Origin of the sequence: Kroppenstedtia guangzhouensis, assembly GCF_014637345.1 — a bacterium.
Lineage (GTDB): Bacteria > Bacillota > Bacilli > Thermoactinomycetales > DSM-45169 > Kroppenstedtia > Kroppenstedtia guangzhouensis.
The window spans coordinates 1-14,599 of record NZ_BMEX01000018.1; the positions used below are offsets into that span (position 1 = coordinate 1).

The window sequence follows — 14,599 nt, forward strand, 5'->3', positions numbered from 1 at the left end:
CTTTAACCAAATTCGGGCTTACATCCGATGGCGCAACAAAAATAAACGTCATGAGGCGATCTTACGTGAACAAAAGAAGATCAAGGTGGCCTGACAGGGCACTAGTTATTCGAGCATTCGTTTCGGTTTTGATGTCAATTTGAATGAAAAATAGTATTTTTTTGTTAAGCAAAGGCGTCATTCGGTCGGTGTCGTCCGGCAGTGCTTTACAACGCCTTGGTATCCTTCCTGTGTCCGCTTTCGTTTTCCATGTTCCTTCAACCATTCCACAAATGATTTCAGTTCCACAGTTGCACCTCGAGTTTTTTTGGGATTACCTCCATTACTCTCATCTTGCTTTTTACGTGTTAGGTAAAGTTGATTTATGCCCTTTTTTCGTGTGTTGGGTAAAGAAAATGCAAGGGATTACGGAAATTCTCTTTACCCAATCCATATTTGGGTAAAGAGAAAGTCGTAAGTAAGACAAAACAAAAACCGGCCTCAGAATCCGGAAATCCTGGGGTCGGTTTTGTTTTCATCAACTATGTCTAGCTCATTCTACCACTACATGGTAAACTATTCATAGGCAAGAGAGAACGGAAAAGCCTCACCGCCTGGGCCGAGTTCACGGCAAAGGGGGTGAGGCGCATGGAATGGTTTCAAGCTATTGCGGCGTTTTTTGTCGCACTTGTGGCCGTTGCTCGCTTCTTCCTGGACTGGCATGATCGCCACCGGAAGAGGTAGCGTTGACCCCTGGTTTGGGTAGGTGAAAACCGGTTGTGAAGGTGGTGCTTCGCAACCGGCCACAGGCCCACGGTGGGGCTTCCCTGATCCTTCTCTCTTGCCTTTAGTATACACGTTTCATGTGAGGATATGCAAACTTGTCGTCGATCTCCGGTGATGTAAAAACCCCGGGGACGACGACAATCTTCAAATGACTGAATTACCTGGTGTAACAGGGAAATTTGAAAATCCGGTTGTCTTTGAGAGTATTTTCTGTATGATGAGGACAATGAAGAAATGGCTTTGTACTGGGCTTTTGATGGGTTTCTAACGTACCTATGAGGAGTTCAAACAGGAACCAGAGCGCCTGTGTATCTTGTGTGAGTGTTCTTTTAGGGGTTGGATGTGCCATAGGCCTGAACCTTGAATCAAGACTTAAGGACCAAACAAAAAAAGCCGGGCAGGAACCGCTCCCCACCCGGCTTTACTGCGCCTATACAGGAAATTGAAACGAAGATCGCCAAAGAGAAAATCCGGGAGAAGCAACGGAAGGAAGTAGTCCCGAAGCTCCCCAGCGTAATCAAAGCGCAAAAGGCGACCGTTAATGTAAAGAAAAAGAACCGTCTCCCGAAGACGGTTCCTGACCTGGGTCCACTCTGAACCCCGTTTTGCAGTTCCGGCCGTTCACCCCTCCTCCTTCCCTTTCTTCTCAAAGAAGTGCTTCAGCGCATCGTAGACCTGCCCTTTCTCCCGAATCACATAGTGCATGAATTTCGGATCCCGGATGTGACGGTAAGCGGTCATCAAGGTACTGTGGCGATTGTACTGGTTTACTTCACCGTACCCGAACAGATTGGAGCGATTCATCAGTTCATCGACCAGTTTGACACATCGTTCGTTATCCGAAGTGAGATTGTCCCCATCGGAGAAGTGGAAAGGATAGATATTGTAGCGGCTGGGTGGATAGCGCTCATCGATGATTTGCAGGGCTTTGCGGTAGGCGGAGGAACAGATGGTGCCGCCGGATTCCCCTTTGTTGAAAAATTGATCTTCGGATACTTCTTTGGCTTCGGTGTGATGGGCGATAAAAACAATCTCTACTTTTTCATATTTGGTGCGAAGGAAACGGGTCATCCAAAAAAAGAAACTGCGGGCGATGTATTTCTCAAATATGCCCATGGAACCGCTCGTATCCATCATGGCGAGAACGACAGCATTGGAATGAGGGATGACGACCTCCTCCCACGTCTTGAACCGCAAGTCGTCTTCCGAGATCCGGCCGAGGCCTCGTTTTCCTTTAATGGCATTCCGTTTCAGAGCTTCCAGCAGGGTTCGTTTCTTATCGATATTGCCCATCAACCCTTTTTTGCGGATATCATTGAAACGAATCTCCTCCACCTGAATCTCATTCTCTTCTTTCCGTTGCAACCGGGGCAACTCCATCTCGGAAAACAGAACCTCCTCCAACTCTTCCACTGAGATTTCCGCCTCATACACATCATGACCCGGTGCATCCCCCGCTCCGCGGCCTTTGCCAGAACCGGCTCTGGCGGGTTCCCGTCCAAGAACATCTCCCACCTGGGATTTCCCGTTCCCCTGACCGACATGCTTTCCCTTGTTGTAATTGTAACGAAAGCGGTACTCTTCCATGGATCGGATCGGAATTTTCACCAATTTTTTGCCATCAGAGAGAATGATGCTTTCCTCACTGATCAGGTCTGACAGATTTCTTTTGATGGCATCTTTCACTTTTTCCTGATGACGCATCTGATCCTGGTATCCTTTGCGGTGCAGTGACCAGTCCTCCCTGGAAACGATGAAATTGTGGTTCGACAAATCCGTTCACCTCCCATTCCCTGCGATTTCGCCGGAAGGGTCAGCGGTTCAACAGACTGCCCACATACTTGAGCAAATCGTTGGCGCAGGTGGGGCAATATCCATACTCGTCGATCAGAGTAGCTGTGACTTCATTGATCTTCTTCAACTGGTTTTCATCAGGGGTTTTAGTGGAAGTTGTGATTTTAACCACATCTTTCAGATCAGCAAACAACTTTTTCTGAATCGCCTCCCGTAGCCGGTCATGACTGTTATAGTCAAATTTTTTCCCTTTGCGAGCGTAAGCCGAGATTCGGATTAGAATCTCCTCCCGAAAGGCTTTCTTGGCATTTTCGGAAATACCGATCTGCTCCTCAATCGAGCGCATCAGTTTCTCGTCGGGTTCCAGCTCTTCCCCGGTCAGGGGATCCTTGATCTTGGTCCAGTTACAGAATGCTTCCACATTATCCAAGTAGTTATCCATCAGAGTTTTGGCCGATTCTTCGTATGAATAGACAAAAGCCTTCTGCACTTCTTTCTTGGCCAGTTCATCATATTCTTTTCTCGCAATGGATATAAAATTAAGATAACGTTCCCGTTCTTCTTTGGTAATGGAAGGATGTTGATCCAGCCCCTCCTTGATGGCCCGCAGGATGTCCAATGCATTCAAACAATCTGAGTCGGTACGAATCAGAGCGCTGGAGATGCGGTTAATCACATACCGGGGGTCAACTCCGGACATTCCCTCGTTCAAATGCTCACTTTGCAGTTCCTCCAGATCAGCCCCCTTATATCCGTCCACCGATTTTCCATCGTACAGACGCATTTTTTTGACCAGATCCATCCCCTGCTTTTTGGATTCCTTCAATCGGGTCAGGATACTGAAGACTGCGGCGGCATAAAGGGCATGAGGAGCGATATGAACGTGATCGAGATCACTTTGGCCGATCAGCTTGGCGTAGATCTTCTCCTCCTCGGACACCTGCAGGTTGTAAGGAATCGGCATCACGATGATCCGGGATTGAAGTGCTTCATTCTTCTTATTGGAGATGAAAGATTTGTATTCCGCTTCATTGGTGTGAGCCACGATGAGTTCATCAGCGGAAATGAGAGCGAACCGGCCCGCCTTGAAATTCCCCTCCTGGGTGAGGGAGAGCAGGTTCCACAGGAATTTCTCGTCACATTTCAGCATCTCCTGAAACTCCATCAAGCCCCGGTTGGCTTTATTCAATTCCCCGTCAAATCGGTAAGCCCTCGGATCGGATTCCGATCCGTATTCGGTGATCGTGGCAAAGTCAATACTTCCTGTCAGGTCGGCGATATCCTGGGATTTGGGGTCTGAAGGGCTGAATGTGCCAATTCCCGTCCGTTCATCCTCTGAGAAAAGCACCCGTTCCACCGGCACATCTTCGATCCGTCCTCCGTATTCTTCCTTTAAACGGAGGCGACAGGAAGGACACAGGTTTCCCTCAATTCGGACTCCCATCTCCTTCTCCACTCCCGGACGCATCGACCTTGGAATCAGGTGAAGCGGTTCTTCCTGCATCGGACAACCTTTGATAGCATAAACCGCTCCGGCATCGGTGCGGGAATATTGCTCCAGTCCCCTTTTCAACATGGTGACAATGGTGGATTTTCCTCCGGATACGGGTCCCATCAGGAGCAAGATTCGCTTGCGGACGTCCAGCCGCCGTGCTGCCGAATGGAAATATTCCTCCACCAGACGTTCAATGGCTCGATCCAGCCCGAAAAGCTCCCGGCTGAAAAACAAATAATTTTTATTTCCGTTCTCATCCTCCTCCACCCCGGCATCCGCAATCATATGGTAAACCCTGGAGTGGGATGTTTGGGCCAACTCCGGCCGCTGTCGAACCATCTCCAAATACTCCGCGAACGTCCCTTCCCACGCCAGCTTCTCTTCTCTTTGCCGCTGCTCTGCGATGCGCTTCAGGATGTCCATAGAAGCCTCCTCCCCGCTGCCGTTCGCTGATTTGAGAAAGCCGATTGTCCATTAGGATATTTCCAAGTTCCCCCTTGGCACATGATCTTCGTCGTGCCGATCCGCTCTTGAAAACTATTTTTTAAAGTGAGATTTCCTTTGGGGGTGATATATATGTATGCGAAGGGAGGGACAATGTTTCAACCTATTTCCCTTTACTCAAAGAAATGCACACCCCTTTTCAACGAAAAACGCCCGTTCACACCCTTCGACGGGATCCATCGGACATGAACTGCCGATGTCCAACCAGGAAACTGGGGGATTTCATCCAACCCGGATGCCCCAGTTAATATTATCCAAAAAAGTCTAAACAGAGGAAGAATAATAGTCTTAAAAGTCTATTGACCCTATCCCGGCTGAAATCTATGATGATTACAGTCTGACAGGATTTTACGTCATCAATATATTCGCAAACTTCAACAAAGGGGGAAACACTTTGCACGAAAAGCGAAAAGATCGAAAGCGGAAATCAAAGGCAAAAGTCATCTGGATCTTCGGCTTAGCGGCAACAGCTCTGGTAGTAGGATCCTTGGCCTATGCCGGAGCCTTTGAATCGGACGAAAAGCCGACAGCGGACAAGCCCTCCGCTGGGCAAAGCCAAGTCGCCGCCGATGACCTCACAACGGAAGAATTGGCGGACATGCCCGATGAGGAACTGGTGGACAACGTTTCCTACTACAAAGAAATTTCCGCCTCCAAGGATCAGATCGTCCAACGGAACCAAAAGGCCGTCTACATCGTCAAGCAAAAAACTCCACAGCCTTCAACCAAGCCGGATCTGGACAACAAGAAATACAGGGATCAGGTCACCGGATCGGCATTGGACCTGAATGATCTGAATCCCGAGGAACAAAAAGCAGTTGCGGATTATGCCAAAGAAGTGAGTCAATATGAAAACAAATTGATCAACAAGCGGATCCGGGAGCTGGTCGAGAAAGCGAAGACCAAAGGTCTCACCAAAGCGGAACGGATGGAGCTGATCAACCTCCTCCCGATTAAAAATCCCGGACCCGAACTTAAGCTGGAGCCACCTTCCGGGGAGAAAAATCCTGGAAAGCAACAACCCAAGGACAAAGAGCAGCCCAAAGACCCCTCTGAGGACAGCAAAAACCAAGACATAGAGCAGCCTGGAAATCCCTCTGAGGACAACGAAAATCAAGACAAAGAGCAACCTGGAAATCCCTCTGAGGACAACGAAAATCAAGACAAAGAGCAACCTGGAAATCCCTCTGAGGACAACGAAAATCAAGACAAAGAGCAACCTGGAAATCCCTCTGAGGACAACGAAAATCAAGACAAAGAGCAACCTGGAAATCCCTCTGAGGACAACGAAAACCAAGACAAAGAGCAGTCTGGAACGCCGACGGACGGATCCGACTCCGACAATAACCAAGAGCCACCAGAGAAGGAGCAGCCCGACCCCACCACCCCTGCATTAACCACAGAAAAGAATGGATACAACAGGCAAAAAGCGGTGGACTACGCCTACAAGTGGTGGAACGGCAGAAACCCCGCCTACCGCTCCTACGAGCTGGATTGCACCAATTTCATCTCCCAGGTCGTCAAGGCCGGGGGTATTAAGGAGCGGAAGGGCAGCCGTTGGGATTGGGCTGATTACTGGTACTATGACAGCAAACAGCCATCCATGACCTGGACCGTTGCCCACAGCTTCTACCGGCACATGAAACTGACCCGCCAAGCCGTCAATGAGTCTTCCAGCTCCAAAGTGAAAGTGGGGGACATCATCAGTGTCGACTTTGAAGATGACGGTAGAATGAATCACAGTGTCATCATCACCAAGATCAAAAACGGCAAAATTTATGCCACCTATCACACCACTGACCGGAAAGACTATGACATCACTTACTGGTTTACGTTCTATAAGGTCTACTCCTGGAAAATGGGCACGGTGAAAAACTGAATCAACGATCACCCCCCTGTTCCTATTGACAGGGGGGCTTCATTTCTGGGTCAGAAGGCAAAGATCCCCTTCCTTTTCTGAATATCGGCCAGCAGTTCTTCCAGCGTGCCTTCCTGATCCGGCTGATGAGCCGGCTCTCCGCGGTCAATCCGGCAATCGGTCACCAGATACGTCTTCATGCCGATCGTCCCTGCCACCAAGTCCTCCTGAACATCGTTGCCGATCATGGCACACTGTTCCGGGGAAACTCCCATGGCAGCCGCCACCTCCCGGTAATATCCAGGGTGTGGTTTGCAAAAATGAGTCTCTTCGTAGACGGAAACCCACTCCACCAGATCCTCCACTTGGGCCCAGCGCATCCGTTCCCGGATCGCTTCCTTTGGAAAGACGGGGTTGGTGGCGACGGCGACCCGGTACCCACAATCCAGGGCGGTTTGTACCACTTGTCGGGACTTTGGCGAAGGTTGAACGTATTTTTTTAATGTCGGAAAATGATCCCTGTAAAATTTATCAAACCTCGGCCAGATCTCCTCTTTTTTCAGGCCGGACCGGGACAGAAACCGTTCCGTAAACACCTCTTCATTGGTGCGGCTGTCATCTTGATCGTCGATCATGGTTTTGGTGGCGTCCCAGATCAGCGGAATCAGCTTGTCCTCCGGCAGAATCTTTGCCATATAAGGAGCCAACTCTTTCATGTAGTGTCCGATAAAGCTCTCTGTATCCATCGGTAACAGGGTTCCATCCAGATCGAAACACAGTACCTTCAGCACTCTTTCAGCCCCTCTCCCCTTTTTTAATTCAATCCAGGAAAATCCGTCTGCCGCAATGCTTCATACAAGATGATCGCCGCTGAATTCCCCAGGTTGTGGGAGCGGACAACCGGCCGCATCGGGATCCGGATATTGGTTTCACGATAGAGTTTCAAAATTTCTGGGGACAACCCCTTCGACTCCTTCCCAAAGACGAAGATATCCCCTTCCCGGTAGGAGAAGGAAGTATAACTTCGTTGTGCTTTAGTCGTAGCACAAAAAAAACGCCCCCCGGGAAAGGATGCGGCAAACTCTGCAAAGGAGTCATAATACCGGACATCCACCTTGTACCAGTAATCCATCCCCGATCGTTTCAGATATTTATCTTCAGTGGAAAATCCGAGGGGACGGATCAGATGTAGCACCGTACCGGTCACTGCGCAGGTACGGGCGATATTACCGGTGTTGTTGGGGATCTCCGGCTCAACCAGACAGATGTGAAACGGCATGGACTCTCCCAACCCTTTCCGATCTATTCCTTTTCCATTGTATCGAAAAACGAATCGAATTCCCAACAAAACCGGTACCGAATCTCCTGATTCTTGTTGTATCAGGGGAGGAGAGGCCGTATACTGGGGATATCTTGTCTCAAGGGGGAGTATCATGTCGAAGATTGCGCTGGTGACGGACAGTTCTTGCGATTTACCTGTCGACCTGTTGGAACACTGGAAGATCCGGGTGGTTCCCCTGCGCATCATCTATCGGGAACGGGAATACCGGGATGGGGTGGAGATCACGCCGCAGGAGGTTTATGCTCGATTGGGAGAGGAGATTCCCAAAACCTCCATGCCCTCCCCTGAAGATATCCAACAAACATTTAAAGAATTGCAACAGGAGGGATACACTCATTGTATAGTGGTTACCCTTTCCTCCGGTCTGAGTGCCACATACAATAATTTCTGCCTGATGGCCGAAGATTTCAAGGGGATGAAGATCGATGTGATCGATTCCAAAGGCTTATCCTGGGTCCTCGGTTTCCTCGTGCTGGAATCCGCCAAACTGATCAAAGATAAATTGGACTATTTCGAAATCCTGAACCGAATCGAGGGGGCAAAAAATCGGATTAAAGGATATTTTGTTGTCGATACACTGGAATATTTGAAAGAAGGGGGACGCATCGGAAAAGTGGCTGCCTCCCTCGGTTCCATGCTCAACCTGAAGCCGATCATCTCCCTCGACGTCGAAGGAAAGTATTATCCTCACAACTTGGCCCGTGGCAAAAAACAATCGATAAAAAAACTGATGGATCCGATCGTGAAACAGATCGAATCCACCAAATCCCGGATCGCTATCCTCCAAGGTAGAGCAGAAAAAGAGGCGGAAGCACTCAAAGAGCGTTTGAAAGAGTTGGAAAATGTGTGTGAACTGTATATCAGCTCGATCAGCCCCGCCCTGGTGGTTCACACCGGCCCGGGTCTGCTCGGACTGGTGATCCAGACTGTTGAAAACGGGGATTAAACCCGTCCATCGAAGGGAAAAGACGAATCTCAACCGCGGTGGCAGAACTTGAGCGATCCCTGGAGTTTCACATGTGAATCACTTTTTCAACCAATGGCCCGGTGACACAACTGCCTCGGAGATCTTTTGGGGGCTGTCGTCACCCCTCCAGATGATAATAGCGGTATTTACATCGGGGTGTCCAGGCGTGGGAATCCCGGTAATCCCAATACCTGCGGCGACTGTTGACGGTGTGAGCGTTTACCAGTGGCATCCCCGAGGCATCCAAGGCGGTGACGATGGTGTTATGTTCCCACCTCCCGTTTCCGTCAAAGTCATAACAAATGATATCTCCCGGCTGCAGATCCTGCGGTGAGCCCACGGAACGGGCTTTCATAATTCCCCCGCCGGACAGATACCCCTGCAAAGCATGGGCCACCGCCCAACTGTAGCTCCAGTTTTCCCAGCCTCCCCGGTACCACCAGCCCCGGTCGCGTCGCGAACTGTAATCCATCGGGATCCCTCCGGCATGGATGCATTGGGAAATATAGTTGGTACAATTGTCTTCGAACTTTTGGTAACGGGGATTGGATCCATTCCACCAGGTTTCGGCATACTGGACCGCCTGCAGCCGGTTGTAGCCGGATCCGGCCACCTCCCCTTTATCAGGGGATTGGTAGTAGGTCCATCCCTGATCTGAACCGGTATCCATCTTTTCCACCTGACGACACCCGGTGATGGCCCATCCGTCCTCGCCCTCGATCAGATCAAGATCATATCCGTTGATCTCCTCCTGTTCATAGAGCCGTCCTGACAAACCATAAAGTTGACGTTGATGGACGACCACCCTCATTTGGATTCCGACCCCGTCCTTTTTTTCCCTGCACACCCGGATCCGGGTCTCCCCCTTGACAGGTCGGATTCCCCGCTCCCGTTGCTGTTCCCGGATTCGAATCCAACGATCCCGCTCCTCCTTCACCCAGTCGGCATCTCTGTCTGAGATCCAATCAAAGAGGCGGTCCGGCTCCCCCTCCACCCACAGCTGGTTCTGCCCGCGGAACCAGGTGGTCACAGGCTGCCTCCATGAACGATTTTCCATAAGGCACCGTCCCTTCAAGGCACATCTCTTTTTCCATCATATGATGCCCTGCCCTTCAGGTATGCGATCAATTGAAAAAGCATCGCCAAGGGAAGCACACCAACAAGATCTCTCCCTAAGGTGCAGGGAGAGGTCTTGTTTTAATTCAATTTCAACACCATATGGATTTCGTCCACATAACGGTCCGGCAATTTCAACGCTTCCCGCTCCTTGCCGAACGCTTCAAAGCCGAGGGAAGCGTATAACTGAAAAGCGGCAAGATTGTCTGCCGCAACCCCCAACTGAATCTGCTCCAAACCCGGCAGACTTCGGACTCGGGCCAGCAGATTTTCCAATAAGGCTTTCCCCACACCTCGTCGCCTGACATCGGGATGGGTGTACATCCCTAAAACGAAACCCTTGTGCCGCAGCTTGTTCCTCTGTTGACGAAGAAACCCCACCGATCCGATCAGACAGTCGCCGTCAAAGGCACCCAGGATGAAATTCTCCCGGGTGCTTTTCAAGCGCTCCACCATCTGCTTTATCCCCTCTTCTTTTGCCTCTTCATAAGAGGTTGCAAAAGCTCCGGGAAGCTCTCTCAACATCCGCAATCGAAGGGAATAATACTCCTCTGCATCCTCCACCGTCAACACCCGGATTTCCATATAGCCTCCCCTTTCTCTTATGCCGGTTCAGACACACCCTGTTGCAATAGATACATCTTGTGGTAGAGCCCTTTTTGGGCCAACAGTTCCTGATGGGTGCCCTTCTCCACAATCTCCCCCTGGTGAAGCACCAAGATCAAGTCCGCATCCTGAATAGTGGACAGTCGGTGGGCGATGGCAATCGTGGTCCGCCCCTTACGCATCCGGGAAAGAGCTTCCTGAATTTTCTCCTCCGTCTCCGTATCCACACTGGCGGTGGCTTCATCCAGCACCAGGATTTTCGGCTGAAGGGCCATCGTCCGGGCAAAGGAGAGCAACTGCCTTTGTCCGCTGGAAAAGGTAGCCCCCCGCTCTCCAACTGGCTCTTGATACCCTCGGGGCAGTTTTTCGATAAATCCCTCCGCCTGTACAAACCGAGCCGCCGCCCGAACCTCCTCATCGGTCAGATCCGGATGGTAAAGGCGAATATTCTCTTCCACCGTCCCCACAAACAGAAAGGGATCCTGCAGCACGAGCCCCATCCGCCTTCGCAGCTCCTCATCGGTAAACTGGGTCAGGGGAACACCGTCAATGGTGATGGAACCCCGTTTCAGAGGATAAAAGCGCATCAACAGGTTGATGATGGAAGTCTTTCCGCTGCCGGTATGTCCTACCAGAGCCACGGTCTGCCCCGGTTCTGCGGTAAAGGAAATGTTTTTCAACACATCGTTGCGCCCATCGTAGGAGAAAGTGACATCGTCAAAAACGATCCGCCCCCGCTTGATTTCCGGACACCCTTCCCCTTCCCGGGTCGGAGCCGTCTCCTCTTCATCGAGGAGTTCAAAGACCCGGGCAGCCGAGACCATCGATTGCTGCAGAAAAGAAAGCTGCTGCATCATCTCATTGACCGGCTCAAACATCCGGTTCAACAGATTGATAAAGGCGTACAACACCCCGATCTGGACCACACCATCCGTTCCGATCCCGAAATAGGTGAGTACCGCCATAATCGTCAGAAGATAGATCAGGTCGACGGCAGGGCGGAGCAACAAACCATTCAGCCGGACATTTTCCATATTGGCCCGGTAGTGATCCCGGTTGGTCCTTTCAAAAGCTTTCTGCAACCGTTTTTGTTGCCGAAAAGCCTGGATCACGTTCATTCCTTGCAGGGATTCATTCAGTTTGGCGTTCAATTCACTCAATTTTTGCCGAATTGTCCGGTACACCCGATGACTCAGCCGATGGTAGGTGTACATCAATCCATAGAATATGGGTAAGAGAACCAGACTGTAGGCCGCCAGTTTTGCATCCAAGAGGAACATCGCCACAAAGACTCCCAGGATCAGGACGATATCTTTGACAAAGAAAGCCAGGACACTGACAAACAGCTCTTTAACTGCCTCCGTGTCATTGGTGATCCGGGAGATCAACGCTCCCCCCGGCATCCGGTCAAAGAAAGAGAGCCCCAGATGTTGCACCTTTCCGAACACATCCATCCGCAGTTGCTGGATCACCCGCTGCGCAATCTTGTGAAAGCTAAACTGCTGAAAGTACTGAAGAAAAGCTACAGCAAAGTGGAGAAACAGGTATGCTGATCCCAGGAACACCAGTGGCTGTACCGGAAACTTCCCGGGAATCAGGTAATCGTCGATAAACACTTTGACCAACACCGGTCCGGCCACTTCAGCAGCGGTGGCCAACAACAGGAGGATCAGTGCCACGGTGATCGACTTACGATGAGGCTGGAGATACCGGAGTAGCCGCCGCATCACCATCGACCCCACCTCCTTTCTCAATCAGGGACTCCAGTTGTTGCCGGTGGTGCATCCAGGCATACCATCCGTCCTTCGCCAACAACTCCTGATGAGTTCCCCGTTCAATCAGCTGACCCTCTTCCAACACAATGATCTCATCGGCATGTTCAATCCCCGACAGGCGGTGCGCGGCGATCAAGGTGGTTTTCCCCCTCCGCTCTTCCCGCAGGGATTCCAGAATCATCTCTTCCGTTTTGGCATCGACAGCGGAGAGTGAGTCATCCAGGATCAGAATCTCCGGATCGAGGAGCAAGGCCCGGGCGATGGAGATCCGTTGTTTTTGTCCCCCGGACAAGGTGACCCCCCGCTCCCCGACCACCGTGTCGTATCCCGATTCAAACTGGAGGATATCCTCATGAATCCCGGCGAGGCGGGCGGCCTGCTCCACTTCTTCCACCGAGGCATCCGGTTTTCCAAAGGCGATGTTTTCCCGGATGGTGGCAGAGAAGAGAAAATGGTCCTGAGGAACATACCCGATCCCCCTCCGAAGAGCGGACAAGGTGTAATCTTCCACCGGCACCCCGCCAATGGAGATCGCTTTTTTCTCCGCCTCAAATTCCCGGAGCAACAACCGGAACAGCGTGGTTTTTCCGCTCCCTGTCTTCCCCACCACCCCGAGGGTGGCCCCTGAAGGTACTCTCACCTCGATCCTCCCCAAGGCGGTTTGTTCCGCCCCCGGGTAGGTGAAGCCGGAGAGATCGATGCAAAGATCACCGGAAGCAGGCTCTTTCACAGCCCCTTCCTTATCAACAATTTCCGGCTGTTCCTGAAACAGGGTGCGAATCCGATCGTAGGAGGCCCTTCCCCGCTGAATAATATTGGTGAGAAAGCCGAAAGCCAACATCGGCCAGATCAATTGCCCCAAGTAAATGGTGAACTGGGTCAACTGCCCGATCGAGATCTCCCCATTCGCCACAAAAACAGCACCGAATGCCACTGTTAAAAAGTAGGAAAAACCGATAATCAAACTGATGGTGGGATCAAACAGGGCATCGATCCGGGCCACGGCGATATTTTTATCCACCGCATCCTGTGAAATCTTCCGAAAAGCTTCCTTCTCCCTCTCTTCCAGACCGAAGGCTTTCACCACCCGAACACCGGAGATGTTCTCCTGGACCTTGTCATTGATATCTGAGAACGCGGCCTGGGCCTTCAAAAACCGCTCATGGATCAGACGGCCAAAGTGACTGACCGCCAGGGCCATGAAAGGCATGGGCAGCAAAGCGATCAGAGTCAGCTTCCAACTGATAAAGACACCCATGGTCAGAACCACCAGTCCACCCAACACCAGGGAATCCACCAGGGTCAACACCCCTTCCCCCGCTGTCAACTCCACGGCCCGAACATCATTGGTGGCATGAGCCATCAAGTCACCGGTCCGCCGACGGTTGAAAAATCCCGGAGACATCCGGGAGAAATGGGCGAACAGCTCCCCTCGAATCTGTCTTTCTAATCGTCGTGAAGCCCCGAACAGTAGAATACGCCAGGCATAACGGAGAACATACATGGACACCCCCGCGACAGCCAATAACGAGAGCCACTTCAGGAGAAAGTCTGTCGTCACCTTCCCGCCCTCGATCACATCCACCACCAGCCGCACCACGTAAGGAGGAAAGAGTTCCAACACCGCCAGCACCAGCAGCATCAGAATACCCATGATGTAACTTCTTTTCTCTTGTTTAAAGAACCACCACAATTCCTGAAAGATCCGCATCAGACACGATCTCCTTCTCGCTTCCGTAAAATATCGTTCACACCGGGAAAAGTCCGGCTGAAGTTATCGTCTTAAGGGTGGGAAAATTGCAAAACGAAAAAAGTGTCCTGTCTCCGAAACGATTATACCACGGAGGAAGCCCTTTCTCCCCCAAGATTCAAATAAGAGCCGGGCATTTTGCACCGGCTGCGTCCTGTGATGTGAGAGAATCAATTATTTATTTTTCGATAATATGCGGCTTAAAAGCACGGAAATAGGTCTCCACATAAACCCTCGCCTCCAAAGGAACCTTATATTTGCGCATGGCCGCGTTAATATGCCGGATGGCACGTTCATAATGTTCAAAGGTGAGACCTAACCCCTTATGGCTATTCCGCAGGATCTTGTCCCGGTATTCGTGAGTATGACGTCCCAACATATGATTGGTGAAGTAACGGATATGCCGATTCCGAAGCTTCTCCTGGTCAACCCCTTCAAAATAAGGGGCCAGCTCCTCATCAGCAAACATTCGATCATAGAAGTCGTGAAGTATGTTTCTGATTCCTTCATCGGCACCCAGCAAATAAAATATTCCTGAATCGGCCAAGCTTATTCCCTCCAATGGCTCTGATGGGATCAATCGGCTCCATACCAAAATTGTGAAGAAGTACACACAAGACCCTCTTT

Annotated in this window: 11 protein-coding genes; 2 read left to right on the forward strand and 9 right to left on the reverse strand. The window is 50.9% G+C overall.

Features of this window, described 5'->3' with window-relative positions; translation table 11 throughout:
• Positions 1–1,386: 1,386 nt before the first annotated feature.
• Positions 1,387–2,538: a sporulation protein YhbH gene (yhbH, locus tag IEV46_RS15125; protein ID WP_188433386.1), complete on the reverse strand. Its 1,152-nt coding sequence runs from the start codon at positions 2,536–2,538 to the stop codon at positions 1,387–1,389.
• Between the two features lie 40 nt (positions 2,539–2,578).
• Positions 2,579–4,477, reverse strand: a complete 1,899-nt coding sequence (locus IEV46_RS15130) for a PrkA family serine protein kinase (protein WP_188433387.1) — start codon at positions 4,475–4,477, stop codon at positions 2,579–2,581.
• 475 nt (positions 4,478–4,952) lie between these two features.
• Between IEV46_RS15130 and IEV46_RS15135 the strand changes: the two genes are divergently transcribed.
• Entirely contained in the window at positions 4,953–6,437 is a 1,485-nt protein-coding gene (locus IEV46_RS15135; RefSeq protein ID WP_188433388.1) for an amidase domain-containing protein, read from the forward strand.
• A gap of 50 nt (positions 6,438–6,487) precedes the next feature.
• On the opposite strand, the gene IEV46_RS15140 is transcribed toward IEV46_RS15135, so the two are convergent.
• Positions 6,488–7,207, reverse strand: a complete 720-nt coding sequence (locus IEV46_RS15140; protein ID WP_188433389.1) for an HAD family hydrolase — start codon at positions 7,205–7,207, stop codon at positions 6,488–6,490.
• Positions 7,208–7,230: 23 nt separating this feature from the next.
• Positions 7,231–7,695 (reverse strand): tRNA (cytidine(34)-2'-O)-methyltransferase, encoded by a 465-nt coding sequence (locus tag IEV46_RS15145; protein ID WP_188433423.1) that lies wholly within the window; start codon positions 7,693–7,695, stop codon positions 7,231–7,233.
• A gap of 154 nt (positions 7,696–7,849) precedes the next feature.
• Here IEV46_RS15145 and IEV46_RS15150 point away from each other — a divergent pair, with 154 nt between their 5' ends.
• On the forward strand, positions 7,850–8,704 hold the full coding sequence (locus IEV46_RS15150) for a DegV family protein (RefSeq protein WP_188433390.1): 855 nt from the start codon (positions 7,850–7,852) through the stop codon (positions 8,702–8,704).
• A 139-nt stretch (positions 8,705–8,843) separates the two neighbouring features.
• On the opposite strand, the gene IEV46_RS15155 is transcribed toward IEV46_RS15150, so the two are convergent.
• From IEV46_RS15155 to IEV46_RS15175, 5 genes are all read right to left on the reverse strand, one after another.
• Positions 8,844–9,755, reverse strand: coding sequence for an amidase domain-containing protein (locus IEV46_RS15155; RefSeq protein ID WP_229736162.1), 912 nt, complete (start codon positions 9,753–9,755; stop codon positions 8,844–8,846).
• A gap of 167 nt (positions 9,756–9,922) precedes the next feature.
• On the reverse strand, positions 9,923–10,426 hold the full coding sequence (locus tag IEV46_RS15160; protein ID WP_188433392.1) for a GNAT family N-acetyltransferase: 504 nt from the start codon (positions 10,424–10,426) through the stop codon (positions 9,923–9,925).
• A gap of 17 nt (positions 10,427–10,443) precedes the next feature.
• Positions 10,444–12,180: an ABC transporter ATP-binding protein gene (locus tag IEV46_RS15165; protein WP_188433393.1), complete on the reverse strand. Its 1,737-nt coding sequence runs from the start codon at positions 12,178–12,180 to the stop codon at positions 10,444–10,446.
• A complete protein-coding gene (locus IEV46_RS15170; protein WP_188433394.1) occupies positions 12,137–13,933 on the reverse strand; it encodes an ABC transporter transmembrane domain-containing protein in 1,797 nt (598 codons plus the stop codon). The genes IEV46_RS15165 and IEV46_RS15170 overlap by 44 nt, the downstream gene beginning before the upstream one ends.
• A 217-nt stretch (positions 13,934–14,150) precedes the next feature.
• Positions 14,151–14,519: a group I truncated hemoglobin gene (locus IEV46_RS15175; RefSeq protein ID WP_188433395.1), complete on the reverse strand. Its 369-nt coding sequence runs from the start codon at positions 14,517–14,519 to the stop codon at positions 14,151–14,153.
• Positions 14,520–14,599: the final 80 nt, after the last annotated feature.